Origin of the sequence: Citrobacter europaeus, from assembly GCF_037482245.1 — a bacterium.
Classification (GTDB): domain Bacteria; phylum Pseudomonadota; class Gammaproteobacteria; order Enterobacterales; family Enterobacteriaceae; genus Citrobacter; species Citrobacter europaeus.
This window is the reverse complement of record NZ_CP148084.1, coordinates 4,076,636-4,099,186: the sequence shown is the minus strand read 5'-3', so window position 1 is coordinate 4,099,186 and position 22,551 is coordinate 4,076,636. Positions and strand designations below refer to the sequence as shown.

General features: G+C 52.1%; 19 protein-coding genes. All 19 read left to right on the top strand.

Annotated features, from left to right (window positions below; translation table 11 throughout):
* The first annotated feature begins 276 nt into the window (after window positions 1–276).
* The 19 genes from rpsB (at window position 277) to WHR59_RS19170 (ending at window position 22,511) form a co-directional block, all read left to right on the top strand.
* Window positions 277–1,002, top strand: coding sequence for a 30S ribosomal protein S2 (gene rpsB, locus WHR59_RS19260; RefSeq protein WP_016151758.1), 726 nt, complete (start codon window positions 277–279; stop codon window positions 1,000–1,002).
* Window positions 1,003–1,257: 255 nt separating this feature from the next.
* Complete coding sequence (gene tsf / locus WHR59_RS19255; protein ID WP_016151759.1) at window positions 1,258–2,109, top strand: translation elongation factor Ts; 852 nt, start codon at window positions 1,258–1,260, stop codon at window positions 2,107–2,109.
* A 145-nt stretch (window positions 2,110–2,254) separates the two neighbouring features.
* Window positions 2,255–2,980, top strand: a complete 726-nt coding sequence (gene pyrH, locus WHR59_RS19250) for a UMP kinase (protein WP_005132114.1) — start codon at window positions 2,255–2,257, stop codon at window positions 2,978–2,980.
* A gap of 139 nt (window positions 2,981–3,119) precedes the next feature.
* A complete protein-coding gene (frr, locus tag WHR59_RS19245) occupies window positions 3,120–3,677 on the top strand; it encodes a ribosome recycling factor (protein WP_043018486.1) in 558 nt (185 codons plus the stop codon).
* A gap of 110 nt (window positions 3,678–3,787) precedes the next feature.
* On the top strand, window positions 3,788–4,984 hold the full coding sequence (gene ispC / locus WHR59_RS19240) for a 1-deoxy-D-xylulose-5-phosphate reductoisomerase (protein ID WP_087051035.1): 1,197 nt from the start codon (window positions 3,788–3,790) through the stop codon (window positions 4,982–4,984).
* Window positions 4,985–5,171: 187 nt separating this feature from the next.
* Window positions 5,172–5,930: a (2E,6E)-farnesyl-diphosphate-specific ditrans,polycis-undecaprenyl-diphosphate synthase gene (gene ispU, locus WHR59_RS19235; RefSeq protein WP_003018543.1), complete on the top strand. Its 759-nt coding sequence runs from the start codon at window positions 5,172–5,174 to the stop codon at window positions 5,928–5,930.
* 12 nt (window positions 5,931–5,942) lie between these two features.
* Window positions 5,943–6,800 (top strand): phosphatidate cytidylyltransferase, encoded by an 858-nt coding sequence (gene cdsA / locus WHR59_RS19230; protein ID WP_043018488.1) that lies wholly within the window; start codon window positions 5,943–5,945, stop codon window positions 6,798–6,800.
* Window positions 6,801–6,811: 11 nt separating this feature from the next.
* Window positions 6,812–8,164 carry a sigma E protease regulator RseP gene (gene rseP, locus WHR59_RS19225; RefSeq protein WP_043018489.1) on the top strand — a complete coding sequence of 451 codons (1,353 nt, stop codon included), beginning with the start codon at window positions 6,812–6,814 and terminating at the stop codon, window positions 8,162–8,164.
* A 29-nt stretch (window positions 8,165–8,193) separates the two neighbouring features.
* Complete coding sequence (bamA, locus tag WHR59_RS19220) at window positions 8,194–10,608, top strand: outer membrane protein assembly factor BamA (RefSeq protein WP_043018490.1); 2,415 nt, start codon at window positions 8,194–8,196, stop codon at window positions 10,606–10,608.
* Between the two features lie 122 nt (window positions 10,609–10,730).
* Window positions 10,731–11,216, top strand: a complete 486-nt coding sequence (gene skp, locus WHR59_RS19215; protein ID WP_016151765.1) for a molecular chaperone Skp — start codon at window positions 10,731–10,733, stop codon at window positions 11,214–11,216.
* A 3-nt stretch (window positions 11,217–11,219) separates the two neighbouring features.
* Window positions 11,220–12,245 (top strand): UDP-3-O-(3-hydroxymyristoyl)glucosamine N-acyltransferase, encoded by a 1,026-nt coding sequence (gene lpxD / locus WHR59_RS19210; RefSeq protein WP_338843381.1) that lies wholly within the window; start codon window positions 11,220–11,222, stop codon window positions 12,243–12,245.
* Window positions 12,246–12,348: 103 nt separating this feature from the next.
* Window positions 12,349–12,804, top strand: a complete 456-nt coding sequence (gene fabZ, locus WHR59_RS19205; protein WP_003018528.1) for a 3-hydroxyacyl-ACP dehydratase FabZ — start codon at window positions 12,349–12,351, stop codon at window positions 12,802–12,804.
* 3 nt (window positions 12,805–12,807) lie between these two features.
* Window positions 12,808–13,596: an acyl-ACP--UDP-N-acetylglucosamine O-acyltransferase gene (gene lpxA / locus WHR59_RS19200; RefSeq protein WP_047406073.1), complete on the top strand. Its 789-nt coding sequence runs from the start codon at window positions 12,808–12,810 to the stop codon at window positions 13,594–13,596.
* On the top strand, window positions 13,596–14,744 hold the full coding sequence (gene lpxB / locus WHR59_RS19195) for a lipid-A-disaccharide synthase (protein WP_003829168.1): 1,149 nt from the start codon (window positions 13,596–13,598) through the stop codon (window positions 14,742–14,744). The genes lpxA and lpxB overlap by 1 nt, the downstream gene beginning before the upstream one ends.
* A complete protein-coding gene (rnhB, locus tag WHR59_RS19190; protein WP_047406069.1) occupies window positions 14,741–15,337 on the top strand; it encodes a ribonuclease HII in 597 nt (198 codons plus the stop codon). Before lpxB ends, rnhB begins: the two co-directional genes overlap by 4 nt.
* A 24-nt stretch (window positions 15,338–15,361) precedes the next feature.
* Window positions 15,362–18,844 (top strand): DNA polymerase III subunit alpha, encoded by a 3,483-nt coding sequence (dnaE, locus tag WHR59_RS19185; protein ID WP_043018494.1) that lies wholly within the window; start codon window positions 15,362–15,364, stop codon window positions 18,842–18,844.
* Between the two features lie 12 nt (window positions 18,845–18,856).
* Window positions 18,857–19,816, top strand: coding sequence for an acetyl-CoA carboxylase carboxyl transferase subunit alpha (gene accA / locus WHR59_RS19180; protein ID WP_043018495.1), 960 nt, complete (start codon window positions 18,857–18,859; stop codon window positions 19,814–19,816).
* 99 nt (window positions 19,817–19,915) lie between these two features.
* Complete coding sequence (gene ldcC, locus WHR59_RS19175) at window positions 19,916–22,066, top strand: lysine decarboxylase LdcC (protein ID WP_087052151.1); 2,151 nt, start codon at window positions 19,916–19,918, stop codon at window positions 22,064–22,066.
* A gap of 55 nt (window positions 22,067–22,121) precedes the next feature.
* Window positions 22,122–22,511: a VOC family protein gene (locus WHR59_RS19170; RefSeq protein WP_338843380.1), complete on the top strand. Its 390-nt coding sequence runs from the start codon at window positions 22,122–22,124 to the stop codon at window positions 22,509–22,511.
* Window positions 22,512–22,551 lie beyond the last annotated feature (40 nt).

Below are 22,551 nucleotides of genomic sequence, written 5' to 3'. Positions count from 1 at the left end.
GGGATTCAAAAATTTGCCGCCTGCCTGTAACACGAAATTCATTGTTTAATCCAGCACGGACCGCCAACAATTATTGGTGTCGGTGGCGTATTTGTGGTATAAAGCGCGCCGGACTTCCGATCCATTCGAAGACTACACACGATGGACGGGAGCGACAAATCTCACTTTGTGTAACAACACACACGTATCGGCACATATTCCGGGGTGCCCTTTGGGGTCGGTAATATGGGATGCGTGGAGGCTTAACCCCAACTTTTATATATAGAGGTTTTAATCATGGCAACTGTTTCCATGCGCGACATGCTCAAGGCTGGTGTTCACTTTGGTCACCAGACCCGTTACTGGAACCCGAAAATGAAGCCGTTCATCTTCGGTGCGCGTAACAAAGTTCACATCATCAACCTTGAGAAAACTGTACCGATGTTCAACGAAGCTCTGGCTGAACTGAACAAGATCTCTGCTCGTAAAGGTAAAATCCTTTTCGTTGGTACTAAACGCGCTGCAAGCGAAGCGGTGAAAGAAGCTGCTAACAACTGCGACCAGTTCTTCGTGAACCATCGCTGGTTGGGCGGCATGCTGACTAACTGGAAAACCGTTCGTCAGTCCATCAAACGTCTGAAAGATCTGGAAACTCAGTCTCAGGACGGTACTTTCGAAAAGCTGACCAAGAAAGAAGCGCTGATGCGTACTCGTGAGCTTGAGAAACTGGAAAACAGCCTGGGCGGTATCAAAGACATGGGCGGTCTGCCGGACGCTCTGTTCGTAATCGATGCTGACCACGAGCACATTGCTATTAAAGAAGCAAACAACCTGGGTATCCCAGTATTTGCTATCGTTGATACCAACTCTGATCCGGACGGTGTTGATTTCGTTATCCCGGGTAACGACGACGCAATCCGTGCTGTGACCCTGTACCTGGGCGCTGTAGCTACTACCGTTCGTGAAGGCCGTTCTCAGGATCTGGCTTCCCAGGCGGAAGAAAGCTTCGTAGAAGCTGAATAATAAGGCTTGATAACTTCCCTGAGATAGTTCGAGTTGCAGGAAGGCGGCAAGCTCGAGAATTCCCGGGAGCTTACATAAGTAAGTGACTGGGATGAGCGAGCGAAGGCAACGCACCTGCGGCTCGGAGTATGAAGGGGAAGAGCCCTTATAAACCAGGTAGTATCATGTTTGGTTAGGGGCCCTTTAGGCCCCTTTTTCACTTTTAAATCTGTGCGGTTTCATGCCGGGCAGATCAAATCTTCCGAGGATTTTAGAATGGCTGAAATTACCGCATCCCTGGTAAAAGAGCTGCGTGAGCGTACTGGCGCAGGCATGATGGATTGCAAAAAAGCACTGACTGAAGCTAATGGCGACATCGAGCTGGCAATCGAAAACATGCGTAAGTCTGGCGCAATCAAAGCGGCGAAAAAAGCAGGCAACGTTGCTGCTGACGGCGTAATCAAAACCAAAATCGACGGCAACATCGCTTTCATTCTGGAAGTTAACTGCCAGACTGACTTCGTTGCTAAAGATGCTGGTTTCCAGGCATTTGCTGACAAAGTACTGGACGCTGCCGTTGCTGGCAAAATCACTGACGTTGAAGTTCTGAAAGCACAGTTCGAAGAAGAACGTGTTGCTCTGGTTGCTAAAATCGGTGAGAACATCAACATCCGTCGCGTTGCTTCCCTGGAAGGCGAAGTTCTGGGTAACTACCAGCACGGTGCTCGTATCGGTGTTCTGGTTGCTGCAACTGGCGCTGACGAAGAGCTGGTTAAACAGCTGGCAATGCACGTTGCTGCAAGCAAACCAGAATTCGTTAAGCCGGAAGACGTTTCTGCTGAAGTGGTAGAGAAAGAATACCAGGTTCAGCTGGACATCGCGATGCAGTCTGGTAAGCCGAAAGAAATCGCAGAGAAAATGGTTGAAGGCCGCATGAAGAAATTCACCGGCGAAGTTTCTCTGACTGGCCAGCCTTTCGTTATGGATCCGAGCAAATCTGTTGGTCAGCTGCTGAAAGAGCACAACGCTGACGTAACAGGCTTCATCCGCTTTGAAGTGGGTGAAGGTATCGAGAAAGTTGAGACTGACTTTGCAGCAGAAGTTGCTGCGATGTCCAAGCAGTCTTAATTTTTAAAGGAGCCGCCTGAGGGCGGCTTCTTTTTGTGTCTGGCTTGTAAATTCAGCGAACCGCTATAGTGGTCATGCTGAAAAGCGACATACAATGTCGCCGGAATTAACTCATCTCATTCGTTGACAGTCTCAGGAAAGAAACATGGCTACCAATGCAAAACCCGTCTACAAACGTATTCTGCTTAAGTTAAGTGGCGAAGCCCTGCAAGGTTCAGAAGGCTTCGGTATTGATGCAAGCATCCTTGACCGTATGGCTCAGGAAATCAAAGAGCTGGTTGAGCTGGGTATCCAGGTTGGCGTAGTGATTGGTGGTGGTAACCTGTTCCGTGGCGCTGGTCTGGCGAAAGCAGGGATGAACCGTGTTGTGGGCGACCACATGGGCATGTTAGCCACCGTCATGAACGGTCTGGCGATGCGCGATGCGCTTCACCGCGCCTATGTGAACGCTCGCTTGATGTCCGCAATTCCTCTGAACGGCGTGTGTGATAACTACAGCTGGGCGGAAGCGATCAGCCTGCTGCGTAACAACCGCGTTGTTATTTTGTCTGCGGGTACTGGCAATCCGTTCTTTACTACCGACTCTGCGGCCTGCCTGCGCGGTATTGAAATTGAAGCGGATGTTGTACTGAAAGCCACCAAAGTCGATGGCGTATTTACTGCTGACCCGGCTAAAGATCCAACCGCGACCATGTACGAACAGTTGACCTATGCTGAAGTACTGGATAAAGAGCTGAAAGTGATGGATCTGGCGGCGTTCACGCTGGCTCGTGACCACAAATTACCGATTCGTGTCTTTAACATGAACAAACCGGGTGCACTGCGCCGCGTTGTTATGGGTGAAAAAGAAGGCACGTTAATCACGGAATAATTCCCGTTGCGGCTAAATGCAGGTAATATTCCGCTTTAATGTCGCGGGATACGTCCCTCAAAATTAATCAAGACTATACTTGTCACATCTTACGTGGTGGGTATGGTCTGACTGAAACAAGCTTTCAAGGATTCGTAACGTGATCAACGATATCAGAAAAGATGCTGAAGTACGCATGGAAAAATGCGTCGAAGCGTTCAAAAACCAAATCAGCAAAATTCGCACGGGCCGTGCTTCTCCTAGCCTGCTGGATGGTATTGTCGTGGAATATTACGGCACGCCGACCCCGCTGCGCCAGCTGGCAAGCGTAACGGTTGAAGATTCCCGTACCCTGAAAATCAACGTGTTCGACCGTTCTATGGGTCCAGCCGTTGAGAAAGCAATTATGGCTTCCGACCTCGGTCTGAATCCAAGCTCTGCCGGTTCCGACATCCGCGTTCCGCTGCCGCCGCTGACTGAAGAACGTCGTAAAGATCTGACCAAGATCGTGCGTGGCGAAGCAGAAGGTGCGCGCGTTGCCGTACGTAACGTTCGTCGCGATGCCAACGACAAAGTGAAAGCGCTGTTGAAAGAAAAAGAGATCAGCGAAGATGACGATCGCCGTTCTCAGGACGACGTGCAGAAACTGACTGACGCAGCTATCAAGAAAGTTGATGCGGCGCTGGCAGAGAAAGAAACGGAACTGATGCAGTTCTGATTCGCCTGTACGCTAAAAACGCCGCTTAGAAGGCCTGAGAAGGCTGGATGGCGGCGTTTTGCTTTTTTCTGTCTATATACCTTAAAGGGTAAAATTCTTCTGGATGTCTCATGAAGCAATTAACCATCCTGGGATCAACCGGTTCCATTGGTTGCAGTACGCTGGATGTAGTACGCCATAACCCGGAAAAATTTCGTGTTGCTGCGTTGGTGGCGGGTAAAAATGTCGCCCGCATGGTAGAGCAGTGCCTGGAGTTTTCTCCTCGCTATGCGGTAATGGACGATGAAAAAAGCGCTGCGTTGGTAAAAGCAGCTCTGCTGGAGCAGGGCAGTCGCACTGAGGTCATGAGCGGTCAGCAGGCTGCCTGTGATATGGCTGCGCTGGATGATGTTGATCAGGTGATGGCGGCGATTGTTGGCGCGGCGGGCCTGCTGCCGACGCTGGCGGCAATTCGTGCGAGTAAAAGCATTTTACTGGCGAATAAAGAGTCTCTGGTGACCTGTGGGCGTTTGTTTATGGACGACGTGAAACGCCACAAAGCGCAGCTTTTGCCGGTAGATAGCGAACATAACGCGATTTTTCAGAGTTTACCGCAACCTATCCAACACAATCTGGGATACGCTGACCTTGAGCAAAACGGCGTTATGTCAGTTCTGCTTACCGGGTCTGGTGGCCCTTTCCGTGAAACGCCATTGTCCGATCTGGTTTCTATGACCCCCGATCAGGCATGTCGTCATCCGAATTGGTCGATGGGACGAAAAATCTCTGTCGATTCCGCCACTATGATGAATAAAGGTCTGGAATACATTGAAGCGCGTTGGCTATTTAATGCCAGCGCAAGCCAGATGGAAGTGCTGATTCACCCGCAGTCGGTTATTCATTCGATGGTTCGTTATCAGGATGGTAGCGTTCTGGCGCAGTTGGGGGAACCTGATATGCGTACACCAATTGCTCATACGATGGCATGGCCAGAACGTGTGACGTCCGGCGTTAAGCCTGTCGACTTTTGCCAACTCAGTGCGTTGACGTTTTCCGCACCTGATTACCAGCGTTATCCGTGCCTGAAACTGGCGATGGACGCGTTTGAGCAAGGGCAGGCGGCGACGACCGCGTTGAATGCTGCGAATGAAATTACCGTTGCCGCGTTCCTGGCGCAGCAGATCCGATTTACCGATATTGCTGACCTGAATTTATCCGTGCTGGATAAGATGGATTTGCAGGAGCCGCAGAGCGTTGATGACGTGCTGAAGGTTGATGCCATCGCACGGGACGTCGCCAGAAAAGAAGTGATGCGACTCTCAAGCTGATGATAATCCCTCTACGGAGAATCGCGCTATTTGTTAGCGTTGGGCTTCAGTGATATAGTCTGCGCCACTCGATCGCGGGTATTTGCTTTTTTCCGGTCGGGTAAGCCGTGGTTTGACACGGCTTTTTTGTGGATGGGCTTCAGTATTCCTGAGTACCGTAAATCCTTTCAGGGACTAAAAACGCGTTATGTTGTCTGCAACTAAACCATTAAGCGAAAATTTGCCAGCACATGGTTGTCGCCATGTAGCAATTATCATGGATGGCAATGGCCGCTGGGCGAAAAAGCAAGGGAAGATTCGCGCCTTTGGGCATAAGGCCGGAGCAAAATCCGTCCGCCGGGCTGTCTCTTTTGCTGCCAATAACGGTATTGATGCGTTAACGCTGTATGCCTTTAGCAGTGAGAACTGGAACCGACCTGCGCAGGAAGTGAGCGCGTTAATGGAACTGTTTGTGTGGGCGCTTGATAGCGAAGTGAAAAACCTGCACCGCCATAACGTACGCCTGCGTATTATCGGGGATATCAGTCGATTTAACTCACGTTTGCAAGAACGGATTCGCAAATCAGAAGCGATTACCGCCCAGAATACCGGGTTGACGCTGAATATTGCAGCGAATTACGGTGGACGGTGGGATATAGTCCAGGGAGTCAGGCAACTGGCACAACAGGTGCAGGATGGTCTGCTGCGTCCAGAGCAAATCGATGAAGAGATGCTTGGGCAGCAAATTTGTATGCATGAACTGGCTCCTGTGGATTTAGTGATAAGGACTGGGGGGGAGCATCGAATTAGTAATTTTCTGTTGTGGCAAATCGCCTATGCCGAACTTTACTTTACGGATGTTCTCTGGCCCGATTTCGATGAACAAGACTTTGAAGGTGCGCTGCATGCCTTTGCTAATCGTGAGCGTCGTTTCGGCGGCACCGAGCCCGGTGATGAAAAAGCCTGATGGGGGTCGCTTTTGCTGAAGTATCGCCTGATTTCTGCTTTTGTTTTAATACCCGTTGTCATCGCGGCGCTGTTTTTGCTGCCGCCGGTGGGGTTCGCCATTGTTACGTTGGTCGTCTGTATGTTGGCCGCCTGGGAATGGGGACAGTTAAGCGGTTTTACCACGCGTACGCAGCGAGTCTGGCTGGCGGTTTTGTGCGGGCTATTGCTGGCACTGATGCTATTTTTGCTGCCAGAATATCATCGCAATATTCATCAACCGCTGGTTGAAATATCGCTGTGGGCATCGCTGGGCTGGTGGGTTGTGGCGCTGTTACTGGTGCTGTTTTATCCCGGCTCTGCGTCGGTCTGGCGTAATTCCAAAACATTACGCATAATTTTCGGCGTGTTAACCATTGTCCCATTCTTTTGGGGAATGCTTGCGCTACGCGCATGGCACTATGATGAGAATCATTATAGTGGCGCGCTATGGCTTCTGTATGTCATGATCCTCGTTTGGGGAGCGGACTCTGGTGCCTATATGTTTGGTAAGATGTTTGGCAAACATAAGCTGGCGCCGAAGGTTTCTCCCGGTAAAACCTGGCAGGGTTTTATTGGCGGACTCGCCACTGCGGCCGTGATCTCATGGGGTTATGGCATGTGGGCGAATCTTGAGGTTGCTCCTGTCACCTTGCTCATTTGCTCCATCGTTGCAGCCCTGGCCTCCGTGCTGGGTGACCTGACAGAGAGTATGTTTAAGCGTGAAGCAGGTATTAAGGACAGTGGTCACTTAATTCCAGGACACGGCGGTATTCTGGATCGTATTGATAGCCTGACGGCTGCGGTACCGGTCTTTGCCTGCCTGTTGTTACTGGTATTCAGGACGCTCTAACGGATGGTCTTATGCTGAGTATTCTCTGGAATCTGGCTGCATTCATTGTCGCACTTGGTGTGCTTATCACCGTGCATGAATTTGGTCATTTCTGGGTTGCACGGCGCTGCGGAGTCCGCGTCGAACGCTTTTCCATTGGCTTTGGAAAAGCGCTTTGGCGGCGTACCGATAAATCGGGTACGGAATACGTCATCGCCCTGATTCCCCTCGGCGGTTACGTCAAGATGCTGGATGAGCGCGCTGAACCGGTCGCACCGGAGCTGCGCCATTACGCTTTCAACAATAAAACGGTTGGACAACGCGCAGCCATCATCGCCGCAGGTCCGATTGCAAACTTCCTTTTTGCTATTTTCGCTTACTGGCTGGTGTTTATCATCGGTGTCCCTGGCGTTCGTCCGGTTGTTGGTGAAATAACGCCCAACTCGATTGCCGCGCAGGCGCAAATTCAGCCGGGTACGGAACTAAAAGCGGTTGATGGTATCGAAACCCCTGATTGGGATGCCGTGCGATTGCAACTGGTATCCAAAATCGGCGATGAGCGTACGACTCTCAGCGTGGCGCAGTTTGGCAGCGACCAGCGGCAGAACAAAACGCTGGATTTACGCCATTGGGCATTCGAGCCAGACAAAGAGGATCCCGTCTCCAGTTTAGGGATTCGTCCGCGCGGTCCGCAGATCGAATCGGTGCTGTCAGAAGTGCAGGTTAACTCCGCTGCAAGTAAGGCGGGTTTGCAAGCTGGCGACAGGATCGTTAAAGTCAATGGTCAGCCGCTTACGCAATGGATGACGTTCGTGACGCTGGTGCGCGATAATCCGGATAAGCCGTTAGCGCTAGATATTGAAAGACAAGGAAGTTCCTTGTCTTTAACGTTAACCCCAGATTCAAAACAGGTTAACGGAAAGGCAGAAGGTTTTGCGGGCGTGGTGCCTAAAGTTATTCCTCTGCCTGATGAGTATAAGACTGTACGCCAGTATGGGCCATTCAGCGCCATCCTCGAAGCCTCGGATAAAACGTGGCAGTTGATGAAGCTGACGGTCAGTATGCTGGGAAAATTGATTACCGGTGATGTAAAACTGAACAACCTCAGTGGGCCGATTTCTATCGCCCAGGGGGCTGGGATGTCAGCGGAGTTCGGGGTTATTTATTACCTGATGTTCCTTGCGCTTATCAGCGTGAACTTAGGGATAATCAACCTGTTTCCGTTGCCCGTTCTTGACGGGGGGCATCTGCTGTTCCTGGCGATTGAAAAGCTGAAGGGCGGTCCGGTATCCGAGCGGGTTCAAGACTTTAGTTATCGCATTGGCTCTATCTTGCTGGTGTTGTTAATGGGGCTTGCACTTTTCAATGATTTCTCTCGGTTGTAAGAGAGTGTTAGGAAGAACGCATAATAACGATGGCGATGAAAAAGTTGCTCATAGCGTCGCTGCTGTTTAGCAGCGCCACCGTATACGGTGCTGAAGGGTTCGTAGTGAAGGACATTCATTTCGAAGGCCTACAGCGAGTCGCCGTTGGTGCGGCTCTCCTCAGTATGCCGGTGCGCACAGGCGACACGGTTAATGATGAAGACATCAGTAATACCATTCGTGCTCTGTTCGCCACCGGTAACTTTGAGGATGTCCGCGTCCTGCGCGATGGTGATACCCTTCTGGTTCAGGTAAAAGAACGTCCGACGATTGCCAGCATCACTTTCTCCGGTAACAAATCGGTGAAAGATGACATGCTCAAGCAAAACCTCGAGGCGTCTGGCGTACGTGTTGGCGAGTCTCTGGATCGCACCACGCTTGCCGATATCGAAAAAGGGCTGGAAGATTTCTACTACAGCGTCGGTAAGTACAGCGCCAGTGTGAAAGCGGTGGTAACGCCGTTGCCGCGTAACCGCGTTGACCTCAAGCTGGTCTTCCAGGAAGGCGTTTCGGCGAAGATCCAACAGATCAACATCGTCGGCAACCATGCCTTCTCGACCGACGAACTGATCTCTCACTTCCAACTGCGTGATGAAGTGCCGTGGTGGAACGTAGTGGGCGATCGTAAATACCAGAAACAGAAACTGGCGGGCGACCTCGAAACCCTGCGCAGTTACTATCTGGATCGCGGTTATGCTCGCTTCAATATCGATTCTACCCAGGTCAGCCTGACGCCGGATAAAAAAGGTATCTATATCACCGTTAACATCACTGAAGGCGAGCAGTACAAGCTTTCTGGGGTACAGGTGAGCGGTAACCTGGCCGGGCATTCCGCCGAAATTGAGACCCTGACTAAAATCGAGCCAGGCGAACTCTATAACGGCACCAAAGTGACCAAAATGGAAGATGATATCAAGAAGCTTCTGGGTCGCTATGGTTATGCCTATCCGCGCGTACAGTCGCAGCCTGAAATCAACGATGCCGATAAAACCGTTAAATTACGTGTAAACGTAGATGCGGGTAACCGTTTCTATGTGCGTAAGATTCGTTTTGAAGGTAACGACACCTCTAAAGATTCCGTTCTGCGTCGCGAAATGCGCCAGATGGAAGGTGCCTGGTTGGGTAGCGATCTGGTCGATCAGGGTAAAGAGCGTCTGAACCGTCTGGGTTACTTTGAAACCGTTGATACCGATACTCAGCGTATACCGGGCAGCCCGGATCAGGTTGATGTGGTCTACAAGGTCAAAGAGCGTAACACCGGTAGCTTTAACTTCGGCGTCGGTTACGGTACTGAGAGCGGTGTGAGCTTCCAGGCCGGTGTCCAGCAAGATAACTGGTTAGGTACCGGTTATTCTGTCGGAATTAACGGCACCAAAAACGACTACCAGACCTATACTGAGTTGTCTGTAACTAACCCGTACTTCACCGTTGATGGTGTGAGTCTCGGTGGCCGCGTCTTCTATAACGATTTTGAAGCGGATGACGCAGACCTGTCTGACTATACCAACAAAAGTTATGGTACTGACGTAACGCTTGGCTTCCCGATTAACGAATACAACACGTTGCGTGCGGGTGTCGGTTATGTACATAACTCCTTGTCTAACATGGATCCACAGGTTGCGATGCAACGTTATCTGGAATCCATGGGTGAAAATCCTGACGCTGATAGCTTCAAATCAGACGACTTCACCTTCAACTATGGTTGGACATATAACAAGCTGGACCGTGGCTACTTCCCAACGGAAGGTACGCGTGTCAACCTGAACGGTAAAGTGACCATTCCGGGTTCTGACAACGAATACTACAAAGCGACGCTGGATACCGCGACCTATGTACCGATCGATGACGATCACAAGTGGGTTGTTCTGGGTCGTACCAAGTGGGGTTACGGTGATGGAATAGGCGGCAAAGAGATGCCGTTCTACGAGAACTTCTATGCCGGTGGTTCCAGCACCGTGCGTGGCTTCCAGTCCAATACCATCGGTCCGAAGGCTGTCTATTTACCGGCTAATCGTTATCACGACGATGACAATTATGATAACGAGTGTGACGCCAGCAATACTTCACCGTGTGAATCGGATGATGCGGTGGGCGGTAACGCCATGGCTGTCGCCAGCCTGGAATTCATCACCCCGACGCCGTTTATCAGCGACAAGTATGCCAACTCGGTCCGTACCTCGTTCTTCTGGGATATGGGTACCGTTTGGGATACGAACTGGGATTCAGCTAAGTACTCTGGTTATCCGGACTACAGCGATCCAAGCAATATCCGTATGTCCGCGGGTATCGCTTTACAATGGATGTCCCCATTGGGGCCGTTGGTTTTCTCCTACGCCCAGCCGTTCAAGAAGTACGATGGAGACAAAGCGGAACAGTTCCAGTTTAACATTGGTAAAACCTGGTAATTGTTCTTCGCAAAGGAATGTAGTGGTAGTGTAGCGCTGACTTTAGGCGATCTTGCATGGGATCGCCTGGCCACGCAAAGAACTGTACCTTCGGGTGCAAATGGGATGGTAAGGAGTTAATTGTGAAAAAGTGGTTATTAGCTGCAGGTCTCGGTTTAGCGATGGCAACGTCCGCACAGGCTGCTGACAAAATTGCAATCGTCAACATGGGTAGCCTGTTCCAACAGGTTGCACAGAAGACGGGCGTTTCTGCTACGCTGGAAAACGAGTTCAAAGGCCGTGCCAGCGAACTGCAGCGTATGGAATCCGATCTGCAATCTAAAATGCAGCGTCTGCAATCCATGAAAGCGGGTAGCGATCGTACCAAGCTGGAAAAAGACGTTATGGCTCAGCGTCAGACTTTCTCTCAGAAAGCTCAGGCTTTTGAGCAGGATCGTGCGCGTCGTTCCAACGAAGAACGTGGCAAACTGGTTACTCGTATCCAGACAGCTGTGAAATCTGTTGCTAACAGCCAGAGCATCGATCTGGTTGTTGACGCAAACACCGTTGCATACAACAGCAGCGATGTAAAAGACATCACCGCTGACGTACTGAAACAGGTTAAATAAGTAATGCCTTCAATTCGACTGGCTGATTTAGCAGAGCAGTTGGATGCAGAATTACACGGTGATGGCGATATCGTCATCACCGGCGTAGCGTCCATGCAATCTGCGCAAACTGGCAATATCACGTTCATGGTGAATCCTAAGTACCGTGAAAACTTAGGCGTATGCCAGGCCTCTGCCGTTGTGATGACGCAGGACGATCTTCCTTTTGCTAAGTGTGCAGCGCTGGTAGTGAAGAATCCCTACCTGACCTATGCACGCATGGCGCAAATCTTAGATACCACGCCGCAGCCCGCACAAAACATTGCACCGAGTGCAGCGATCGATGCGACGGCGAAGCTGGGTAATAATGTCTCTGTGGGCGCAAATGCGGTCATTGAGTCTGGCGTAGAACTGGGCGATAACGTCGTTATCGGCGCAGGCTGCTTCGTCGGAAAAAATACAAAAATCGGCGCAGGTTCTCGCTTGTGGGCGAATGTGACGATTTACCACGATATTCAGATCGGTGAGAATTGCCTGATCCAGTCCAGTACTGTCGTCGGATCTGATGGATTCGGTTACGCGAACGATCGCGGTAACTGGGTGAAGATCCCGCAACTTGGTCGGGTGATTATCGGCGATCGCGTCGAGATCGGCGCTTGTACCACTATTGACCGTGGTGCTCTGGACGATACTGTGATCGGCAATGGTGTTATCATTGATAACCAGTGCCAGATTGCGCATAACGTTGTGATTGGCGACAATACGGCGGTAGCCGGTGGCGTCATTATGGCGGGTAGCCTGAAGATTGGCCGTTACTGCATGATTGGCGGCGCCAGCGTGATCAATGGGCATATGGAAATATGCGATAAAGTCACGGTTACTGGCATGGGTATGGTGATGCGTCCTATCACTGAACCTGGCGTCTATTCCTCAGGCATTCCGCTACAGCCCAACAAGGTATGGCGTAAAACAGCTGCACTGGTGATGAATATTGATGATATGAGCAAGCGTCTCAAAGCGATTGAGCGCAAGGTTAATCAACAAGACTAAAACACCTTTTTTGCATGTCTGACTTTTCGGCCTGTCCCATTCATACGATTGCGACAGGCCGTGTTATTATTGCCTTTTAGTATATTTTGACAGGAAGAGTATTTTGACTACTAACACTCATACTCTGCATATTGAAGAGATTTTAGAACTTCTGCCGCACCGTTTTCCGTTTCTGCTGGTTGACCGCGTGCTGGATTTTGAAGAAGGTCGTTTTCTGCGCGCAGTGAAAAATGTATCCGTTAACGAGCCTTTCTTCCAGGGCCACTTTCCGGGTAAACCTATTTTCCCAGGCGTACTGATTCTGGAAGCGATGGCGCAGGCCACCGGTATCCTCGCGTTTAAAAGCGTAGGAAAGCTGGAACCAGGCGAACTGTACTATTTCGCGGGTATTGACGAAGCGCGCTTTAAGCGTCCTGTCGTGCCAGGCGATCAGATGATCATGGAAGTGACTTTCGAGAAAACGCGCCGTGGCCTGACCCGTTTTAAAGGGGTTGCGCTGGTCGACGGTAAAGTTGTGTGCGAAGCAACGATGATGTGTGCCCGTAGCCGGGAGGCCTGATACGTGATTGATAAATCCGCCTTTATTCACCCAACCGCCATTGTGGAAGACGGCGCCAGCATTGGCGCTAACGCTCACATTGGCCCATTTTGTATTGTTGGACCCCATGTTGAAATTGGTGAGGGTACCGTACTGAAGTCTCACGTTGTCGTGAATGGCCATACAAAAATTGGTCGCGATAACGAGATCTATCAGTTTGCCTCCATCGGCGAAGTTAACCAGGATCTGAAATATGCTGGCGAACCGACCCGCGTGGAAATTGGCGATCGCAACCGCATCCGCGAAAGCGTCACCATTCATCGTGGCACAGTGCAGGGCGGTGGAGTGACGAAGGTGGGCAGCGATAACTTACTGATGATTAATGCGCACGTCGCGCATGATTGTACGGTAGGCAACCGCTGTATTCTGGCGAATAACGCCACGCTTGCCGGACATGTTTCGCTTGATGATTTTGTTATCATCGGCGGCATGACTGCGGTGCATCAGTTCTGCATCATCGGCGCGCATGTGATGGTTGGCGGCTGTTCTGGCGTAGCCCAGGACGTGCCTCCATATGTTATCGCTCAGGGCAACCACGCGACGCCGTTTGGCGTCAATATCGAAGGTCTGAAGCGTCGTGGATTCACCCGCGAAGCGATTACCGCGATTCGTAACGCCTACAAAGCGTTGTACCGTAGTGGTAAAACGCTGGAAGAAGTGAAACCAGAAATCGCGGAACTGGCGAAACAGTATCCCGAAGTTCAGGCTTTCAGCGACTTCTTTGAGCGCTCAACGCGTGGCCTGATTCGTTAATGACTGAGCAGCGTCCTTTAACGATTGCCCTCGTCGCCGGAGAAACCTCCGGCGATATTCTTGGTGCAGGGTTAATCCGTGCGCTCAAGGCTCGCGTTCCGAATGCGCGTTTTGTTGGCGTGGCGGGTCCGCTGATGCAGGCCGAAGGCTGTGAAGCCTGGTACGAAATGGAAGAGCTGGCGGTAATGGGCATTGTTGAAGTGCTCGGACGCCTGCGCCGTTTACTGCATATTCGCGCCGATCTTACTCGCCGGTTCACCGACTTAAAGCCGGATGTTTTTGTTGGTATTGATGCGCCTGACTTCAACATTACCCTTGAAGGGAACCTGAAAAAGCAGGGCATTAAAACCATTCATTACGTCAGCCCCTCTGTGTGGGCCTGGCGACAGAAACGCGTTTTCAAAATAGGCAGATCCACCAATATGGTGCTGGCCTTTCTGCCTTTCGAAAAAGCGTTTTATGACAAATTTAACGTCCCGTGTCGCTTTATCGGCCATACCATGGCGGATGCCATGCCGTTGGATCCGGATAAAAACGCGGCACGCGATGTTCTGGGCATTCCCCATGACGCTCACTGCCTGGCGCTATTGCCTGGAAGTCGTGGCGCAGAAGTGGAGATGCTCAGTGCCGATTTTCTGAAAACGGCGCAGTTGTTACGTCAGCATTATCCGGATCTCGAAGTGGTGGTGCCGTTGGTGAATGCCAAACGTCGCGAGCAGTTTGAGCGAATTAAAGCTGAAGTAGCACCGGAGCTTTCTGTTCATCTGCTCAACGGGATGGGACGTGAAGCAATGGTGGCCAGCGATGCTGCACTGCTGGCTTCAGGTACCGCCGCGCTGGAATGTATGCTGGCAAAATGCCCGATGGTGGTTGGCTACCGAATGAAACCTTTCACCTTCTGGCTGGCGAAGCGTCTGGTGAAGACCGACTACGTTTCGCTACCTAACCTGCTGGCGGGAAGAGAACTGGTTAAAGAGCTGTTGCAGGAAGAGTGTGAACCGCAGGCGCTGTCGCAAGCGCTGTTGCCGTTGCTGGCGAATGGTAAAACCAGCCATGCAATGCACGACACATTCCGTGAACTGCACCAGCAGATCCGTTGCAATGCTGATGAGCAGGCGGCGGATGCGGTCCTGGAGTTAGCGCAATGATTGAGTTTGTGTATCCACATACGCATTTAGTGGCGGGTGTGGATGAAGTTGGACGTGGTCCTTTGGTCGGCGCCGTTGTCACCGCCGCCGTCATTCTGGATCCGGCTCGCCCTATTATCGGTCTTAACGACTCAAAAAAACTGTCAGAAAAACGTCGCCTGGCGCTGTTTGATGAAATTAAAGAAAAAGCGTTAAGCTGGAGTCTGGGGCGTGCAGAACCGCATGAAATCGACGAGCTGAATATTTTGCATGCCACCATGCTGGCCATGCAGCGTGCGGTTGCGGGTCTGCATATTGCGCCGGAATACGTACTGATTGACGGCAATCGTTGCCCGGCATTACCGGTGCCATCGATGGCGGTAGTCAAAGGCGACAGCCGCGTGGCGGAGATTAGCGCGGCGTCGATACTAGCAAAAGTCACCCGTGACGCTGAAATGGCGGCCCTGGATACGGTGTTCCCGCAGTATGGCTTTGCACAGCACAAAGGCTATCCAACCGCTTTTCATCTGGAAAAGTTGGCAATGCATGGTGCAACCGAGCACCATCGCCGTAGTTTTGGCCCCGTCAAACGCGCACTGGGACTCACGTCCTGATTCTTGTGTCGAAGGAATCTGAAGATGTCTGAACCTCGTTTCGTCCACCTGCGGGTGCACAGCGACTACTCCATGATCGATGGGCTGGCGAAAACCGGGCCGCTGGTGAAAAAGGCGGCCGCGTTAGGCATGCCTGCGCTGGCGATCACCGATTTTACCAACCTGTGTGGTCTGGTGAAGTTTTACGGAGCGGGTCACGGTGCGGGTATCAAGCCGATAGTTGGCGCAGATTTTCATGTCCGCAGCGAGCTGTTGGGCGATGAACTCACACAGCTCACCGTGCTGGCCGCAAACAATACCGGCTATCAGAACCTGACGTTGTTGATATCGAAAGCCTATCAGCGTGGTTATGGCGCAGAAGGGCCGGTCATCGACAGGGACTGGCTGGTCGAGCTTAAAGAAGGTTTGATTTTGCTCTCCGGCGGTCGCATGGGCGACGTCGGGCGTAGCCTGCTGCGCGGTAATAGCGCACTGGTTGATGAGTGCGTGGGGTTTTACGAAGAACATTTTCCCAATTGCTACTTCCTCGAACTTATCCGCACCGGCAGGCAAGATGAAGAGAATTATCTGCATGCCGCGGTAGAACTGGCTGAAACGCGTGGTCTTCCGGTGGTGGCGACCAACGATGTTCGCTTCCTTGAAACCGGTGATTTTGACGCGCATGAAATCCGCGTGGCAATCCACGACGGGTTCACCCTTGATGACCCGAAACGCCCGCGTAACTATTCACCGCAGCAGTATATGCGCAGTGAAGACGAGATGTGTGAGCTGTTCTCGGATATTCCGGAAGCGCTGCAAAACACCGTCGAGATAGCCAAACGTTGTAATGTGACGGTGCGTCTGGGCGAGTATTTCCTGCCGCAGTTCCCGACTGGTGATATGACCACTGAGGATTTCCTCGTGGCAAAATCACGCGAAGGTCTGGAAGAACGTCTGGAATTTTTGTTCCCTGACCCAGAAGTTCGCGCGCAGAAGCGCCCGCCTTATGACGAACGTCTGGAGATTGAACTTAAAGTTATCAACCAGATGGGATTCCCAGGCTACTTCCTGATCGTTATGGAGTTTATCCAGTGGTCGAAAGATAACGGCGTACCGGTAGGCCCGGGACGTGGCTCCGGCGCCGGCTCGCTTGTCGCCTATGCACTGAAAATTACCGACCTGGATCCGCTGGAATTTGACCTGCTGTTCGAACGTTTCCTGAACCCGGAACGTGTCTCAATGCCCGACTTCGACGTTGACTTCTGTATGGAGAAACGCGACCAGGTCATCGAGCACGTGGCAGAAATGTACGGTCGTGATGCGGTTTCGCAGATTATTACCTTCGGTACCATGGCGGCTAAGGCGGTTATCCGTGACGTGGGCCGTGTGCTCGGTCACCCGTACGGCTTCGTTGACCGTATTTCGAAACTGGTGCCGCCCGATCCGGGCATGACGTTGGCCAAAGCCTTTGAAGCCGAGCCCCAACTGCCGGAAATTTATGAGGCAGATGAAGAGGTTAAAGCGCTGATTGATATGGCGCGTAAGCTGGAGGGCGTCACGCGTAACGCCGGTAAGCACGCCGGTGGCGTGGTTATCGCGCCGACCAAAATTACCGATTTTGCGCCGCTGTACTGCGATGAACAGGGGCTGCATCCGGTTACTCAGTTTGATAAGAATGACGTGGAATATGCCGGCCTTGTGAAGTTCGACTTCCTTGGTCTGCGTACGCTCACCATCATCAACTGGGCGTTGGAAATGATCAACGCGCGCCGTGAAAAGAACGGCGAGCCGCCGCTGGATATCGCCGCGATTCCGCTGGATGACAAGAAAAGCTTCGACATGCTGCAACGCTCGGAGACCACGGCGGTATTCCAGCTTGAATCCCGCGGCATGAAAGATCTTATCAAACGTCTGCAGCCTGACTGCTTCGAAGATATGATCGCACTGGTGGCCCTGTTCCGTCCTGGTCCGCTGCAGTCGGGGATGGTAGATAACTTTATCGACCGTAAGCATGGTCGCGAAGAGATTTCCTACCCGGATGTACAATGGCAGCATGAGTGTCTGAAACCGGTACTGGAGCCGACCTACGGCATTATCCTGTATCAGGAACAGGTTATGCAGATTGCCCAGGAGCTGTCCGGATATACCCTTGGCGGCGCGGACATGCTGCGTCGTGCGATGGGTAAGAAAAAGCCGGAAGAGATGGCTAAGCAGCGCGGCACCTTTGAGGAAGGGGCGAAAAAGCGCGGCGTCGACGGCGAACTGGCGATGAAAATCTTTGACCTGGTGGAGAAATTCGCCGGTTACGGATTTAACAAATCGCACTCCGCTGCCTATGCGTTGGTCTCTTACCAGACGCTGTGGCTGAAGGCGCATTACCCAGCCGAGTTTATGGCGGCAGTAATGACGGCCGATATGGATAACACCGAGAAAGTGGTCGGGCTGGTGGATGAGTGCTGGCGTATGGGGCTCAAAATCCTGCCGCCGGATATCAACTCCGGGCTTTATCATTTTCACGTGAATGATGATGGTGAGATTGTCTACGGCATCGGCGCGATAAAAGGCGTGGGTGAAGGGCCAATTGAAGCTATTATTGAGGCGCGCAACGAAGGTGGTTATTTCCGCGAGCTGTTTGATCTCTGTGCCCGCACGGATATCAAAAAACTCAACCGTCGGGTGCTGGAAAAGTTAATCATGTCCGGGGCGTTCGACCGCCTTGGACCACATCGCGCGGCGTTGATGAATTCGCTCAACGATGCGCTCAAAGCCGCCGATCAGCATGCGAAAGCCGAGGCTATTGGTCAGGCTGATATGTTTGGCGTGCTGGCGGAAGAGCCGGAACAAATTGAACAGTCTTATGCCAACTGTACTCCATGGCCGGAGCAGGTGGTATTAGAAGGGGAACGTGAAACGTTAGGACTTTACCTGACGGGACATCCCATCAATCAGTATCTAAAAGAAATTGAGCGCTATGTTGGAGGCCACAGGCTGAAAGACATGCATCCGACAGAACGTGGTAAAGTCACCACGGCTGCGGGGCTCGTCATTGCTGCGCGGGTAATGGTCACCAAGCGCGGCAATCGTATCGGCATCTGTACCCTGGATGACCGTTCCGGGCGTCTGGAAGTTATGTTGTTTACCGATGCCCTGGATAAATACCAGCAATTGCTGGAAAAAGACCGCATACTTATCGTCAGCGGACAGGTCAGCTTTGATGACTTCAGCGGCGGGCTTAAAATGATGGCCCGTGAAGTCATGGATATTGACGAAGCCCGGGAAAAATATGCTCGCGGGCTTGCTATCTCGCTGACGGACAGGCAAATTGATGACCAGCTTTTAAACCGACTCCGTCAGTCTCTGGAACCCCACCGCTCGGGGACAATTCCAGTACATCTCTACTATCAGAGGGCGGATGCACGTGCGCGATTGCGTTTTGGCGCAACGTGGCGTGTCTCTCCGAGCGATCGTTTGCTAAACGATCTCCGTGGCCTTATTGGTTCGGAGCAGGTGGAACTGGAGTTTGACTAATACAGGAATACTATGAGTCTGAATTTCCTTGATTTTGAACAGCCGATTGCAGAGCTGGAAGCAAAAATCGATTCTCTGACTGCGGTTAGCCGTCAGGATGAGAAACTGGATATTAACATCGATGAAGAAGTGCATCGTCTGCGTGAAAAAAGCGTAGAACTGACGCGTAAAATCTTCGCCGATCTCGGCGCATGGCAGGTAGCCCAGCTGGCGCGCCATCCACAGCGTCCGTACACCCTGGATTATGTCCGCCTGGCATTTGATGAATTTGATGAGCTGGCGGGCGATCGTGCCTATGCGGATGATAAAGCTATTGTTGGCGGCATCGCTCGTCTGGATGGCCGTCCGGTGATGATTATTGGTCATCAGAAAGGCCGTGAGACCAAAGAAAAAATCCGTCGCAATTTCGGCATGCCAGCGCCGGAAGGCTATCGCAAAGCGCTGCGTCTGATGGAAATGGCCGAGCGTTTCAATATGCCGATCATTACCTTCATCGATACCCCAGGGGCTTACCCGGGCGTGGGCGCGGAAGAGCGAGGTCAGTCTGAAGCGATCGCACGCAACCTGCGTGAAATGTCGCGTCTGAGCGTACCGGTAATCTGCACCGTCATCGGTGAAGGTGGTTCCGGCGGCGCGCTGGCGATCGGCGTAGGCGATAAAGTGAACATGCTGCAATACAGCACCTATTCCGTTATCTCCCCGGAAGGTTGCGCCTCCATTCTGTGGAAAAGCGCCGACAAAGCGCCGCTGGCCGCAGAAGCGATGGGGATTATCGCGCCGCGTCTGAAAGAGCTGAAGCTTATCGACTCTATCATCCCGGAACCGCTGGGCGGCGCGCACCGCAACCCGGAAGTCATGGCTGCGTCCCTGAAGGCACAACTGCTGGCCGATCTCGCCGACCTCGACGTGTTAGGCAAAGAAGATTTGAAAAACCGTCGTTACCAGCGTCTGATGAGCTACGGTTACGCGTAAAATGCATTAATTCTGAAAAGGGCCACTATGCTGTGGCCCTTTTTTTTACCTGTGGTTTGGCCAGGCTATGATTAACTAAGGTTTTTCCAGGAGGAAAGCATGAATATCATTGCCATCATGGGACCGCATGGCGTCTTTTATAAAGATGAGCCCATCAAGGAACTTGAGCGTGCGCTGCAACAGCAGGGGTTTCAGATTATCTGGCCGCAGAACAGCGTCGACCTGCTGAAGTTTATCGAACACAACCCGCGAATTTGCGGCGTCATTTTTGACTGGGATGAATATAGCCTGGAGCTGTGCAGTGATATCAACCAGCTCAACGAGTATCTCCCGCTCTACGCCTTTATTAATACCCATTCGACGATGGATGTCAGCGCGCACGACCTGCGCATGGCGTTGTGGTTTTTTGAGTATGCGCTGGGCCAGTCTGAGGACATTGCCACCCGCATTCGCCAGTATACCAGCGAATACCTCGATAACATCACGCCTCCTTTCACCAAAGCGCTGTTTACCTATGTGAAGGAAGGAAAGTATACCTTCTGCACGCCCGGACACATGGCGGGAACGGCGTATCAGAAAAGCCCGGTCGGCTGCCTGTTCTATGATTTCTTTGGCGGCAATACGCTGAAAGCCGACGTGTCAATTTCTGTGACCGAGCTGGGCTCGTTGCTGGATCATACCGGGCCGCATCTGGAAGCGGAGGAGTATATTGCGCGCACTTTTGGCGCCGAGCAGAGCTATATGGTGACCAACGGCACCTCGACGTCGAACAAGATTGTTGGCATGTACGCCGCGCCTGCAGGCAGTACGCTGCTGATCGACCGCAACTGCCATAAGTCGCTGGCGCATTTGCTGATGATGAACGATGTCGTGCCCATCTGGCTGAAGCCTACGCGTAACGCGCTGGGGATCCTGGGCGGTATACCCCGCCGGGAATTTACCCGCGTAAGTATTGAACGCAAGGTAGAAGAGACCCCTCAGGCGCAATGGCCGGTACATGCGGTGATCACCAACTCCACCTATGACGGCCTGCTGTATAACACCAACTGGATCAAGCAAACCCTGGATGTGCCCTCCATCCATTTTGATTCTGCCTGGGTGCCGTATACCCATTTTCATCCGATCTATCAGGGGAAAAGCGGGATGAGCGGTGAACGGGTACCGGGAAAGGTGATTTTTGAGACCCAGTCCACCCACAAGATGTTGGCGGCGTTGTCACAAGCTTCTCTGATCCACATTAAGGGCGATTACGACGAAGACACGTTCAACGAAGCCTTTATGATGCACACCTCCACGTCTCCGAGCTACCCGATAGTGGCGTCGATAGAAACGGCGGCGGCAATGCTGCGTGGCAATTCAGGCAAGCGGTTAATCAATCGTTCGGTGGAGCGAGCACTGCACTTCCGCAAAGAAGTGCAGCGGCTACGTGAAGAATCAGATGGCTGGTTCTTTGATATCTGGCAGCCGGAAAAGGTAGATGAAGCGGAGTGCTGGCCAGTAGCGCCTGGTGAAGACTGGCACGGATTTGTCGATGCTGATGCCGACCACATGTTCCTCGACCCGGTGAAAGTCACGATTCTGACGCCGGGGATGGATGAACAGGGAAATATGAGTGAAGAGGGGATCCCCGCGGCATTGGTGGCGAAATTCCTTGATGAACGCGGCGTCGTTGTCGAGAAAACAGGACCGTATAATCTGTTATTCCTGTTCAGTATCGGCATTGATAAAACCCGGGCGATGGGGCTGTTGCGCGGCCTGACCGAATTTAAGCGCTCGTACGATCTGAATTTACGCGTGAAAAATATGCTGCCGGATCTGTATGCCGAGGATCCCGATTTCTATCGCAATATGCGTATTCAGGATCTGGCGCAGGGGATCCATAAGCTCATCCGTCAACACGATCTCTCCGGGCTGATGCTGCGGGCATTTGATACCTTACCGGAGATGAAAATGACGCCGCACCAGGCCTGGCAGCGGCAGATCAAAGGTGAGGTTGAAACTGTCGCGCTTGATCAACTGGTAGGGCGCATTTCCGCCAATATGATCCTGCCTTATCCTCCCGGCGTGCCGCTCCTGATGCCTGGGGAAATGATCACTGCCAATAGCCGCGCTGTACTCGATTTTCTGCTGATGTTGTGTTCAGTGGGCCAGCATTATCCTGGATTTGAAACCGATATTCATGGCGCTAAACTGGGTGAGGACGGCGTGTATCGCGTGAGAGTCCTAAAATCGGCCGAACGGCTTGCGTGAACCTATTACGTACGAGTAACGTGCTGACAGAAAAAACGAAAGAGGCGATGACCCTATGCTGGGATTAAAACAGGTTCACCATATTGCTATCATTGCGACGGACTACGCGGCGAGTAAGGCATTTTACTGCGATGTGCTGGGCTTTACGCTAATCAGCGAAGCCTACCGGGAAGAACTTGACTCGTGGAAAGGCGATCTGGCATTGAACGGTCAGTATGTGATTGAGCTTTTTTCTTTTCCGTTTCCACCTTGCCGCCCGAGTCGACCGGAAGCCTGCGGTTTACGCCATCTGGCGTTCAGCGTGGACGACGTGGCAAAAGCGATTGCGCATTTGGAAGCTCACCACGTGAAGTGCGAATCCGTGCGTATCGATCCGTTTACCGGCAAACGCTTTACGTTTTTTAACGATCCTGACGGATTACCGCTCGAACTGTACGAGCTGTAAGGCTTGTCATTGTGGCGTTAGCCCGGTAACGTGCCGGGCA

Coding starts and splice junctions, on each gene's coding strand:
- lpxB (WP_003829168.1), top strand. CDS start 13,596: ATGACTGAGCAGCGTCCTTTAACGATTGCCCTCGTCGCCGGAGAAACC.
- ispC (WP_087051035.1), top strand. CDS start 3,788: ATGAAGCAATTAACCATCCTGGGATCAACCGGTTCCATTGGTTGCAGT.
- bamA (WP_043018490.1), top strand. CDS start 8,194: ATGGCGATGAAAAAGTTGCTCATAGCGTCGCTGCTGTTTAGCAGCGCC.
- tsf (WP_016151759.1), top strand. CDS start 1,258: ATGGCTGAAATTACCGCATCCCTGGTAAAAGAGCTGCGTGAGCGTACT.
- rpsB (WP_016151758.1), top strand. CDS start 277: ATGGCAACTGTTTCCATGCGCGACATGCTCAAGGCTGGTGTTCACTTT.
- accA (WP_043018495.1), top strand. CDS start 18,857: ATGAGTCTGAATTTCCTTGATTTTGAACAGCCGATTGCAGAGCTGGAA.
- lpxD (WP_338843381.1), top strand. CDS start 11,220: ATGCCTTCAATTCGACTGGCTGATTTAGCAGAGCAGTTGGATGCAGAA.
- rnhB (WP_047406069.1), top strand. CDS start 14,741: ATGATTGAGTTTGTGTATCCACATACGCATTTAGTGGCGGGTGTGGAT.
- WHR59_RS19170 (WP_338843380.1), top strand. CDS start 22,122: ATGCTGGGATTAAAACAGGTTCACCATATTGCTATCATTGCGACGGAC.
- ldcC (WP_087052151.1), top strand. CDS start 19,916: ATGAATATCATTGCCATCATGGGACCGCATGGCGTCTTTTATAAAGAT.
- rseP (WP_043018489.1), top strand. CDS start 6,812: ATGCTGAGTATTCTCTGGAATCTGGCTGCATTCATTGTCGCACTTGGT.
- pyrH (WP_005132114.1), top strand. CDS start 2,255: ATGGCTACCAATGCAAAACCCGTCTACAAACGTATTCTGCTTAAGTTA.
- dnaE (WP_043018494.1), top strand. CDS start 15,362: ATGTCTGAACCTCGTTTCGTCCACCTGCGGGTGCACAGCGACTACTCC.
- ispU (WP_003018543.1), top strand. CDS start 5,172: ATGTTGTCTGCAACTAAACCATTAAGCGAAAATTTGCCAGCACATGGT.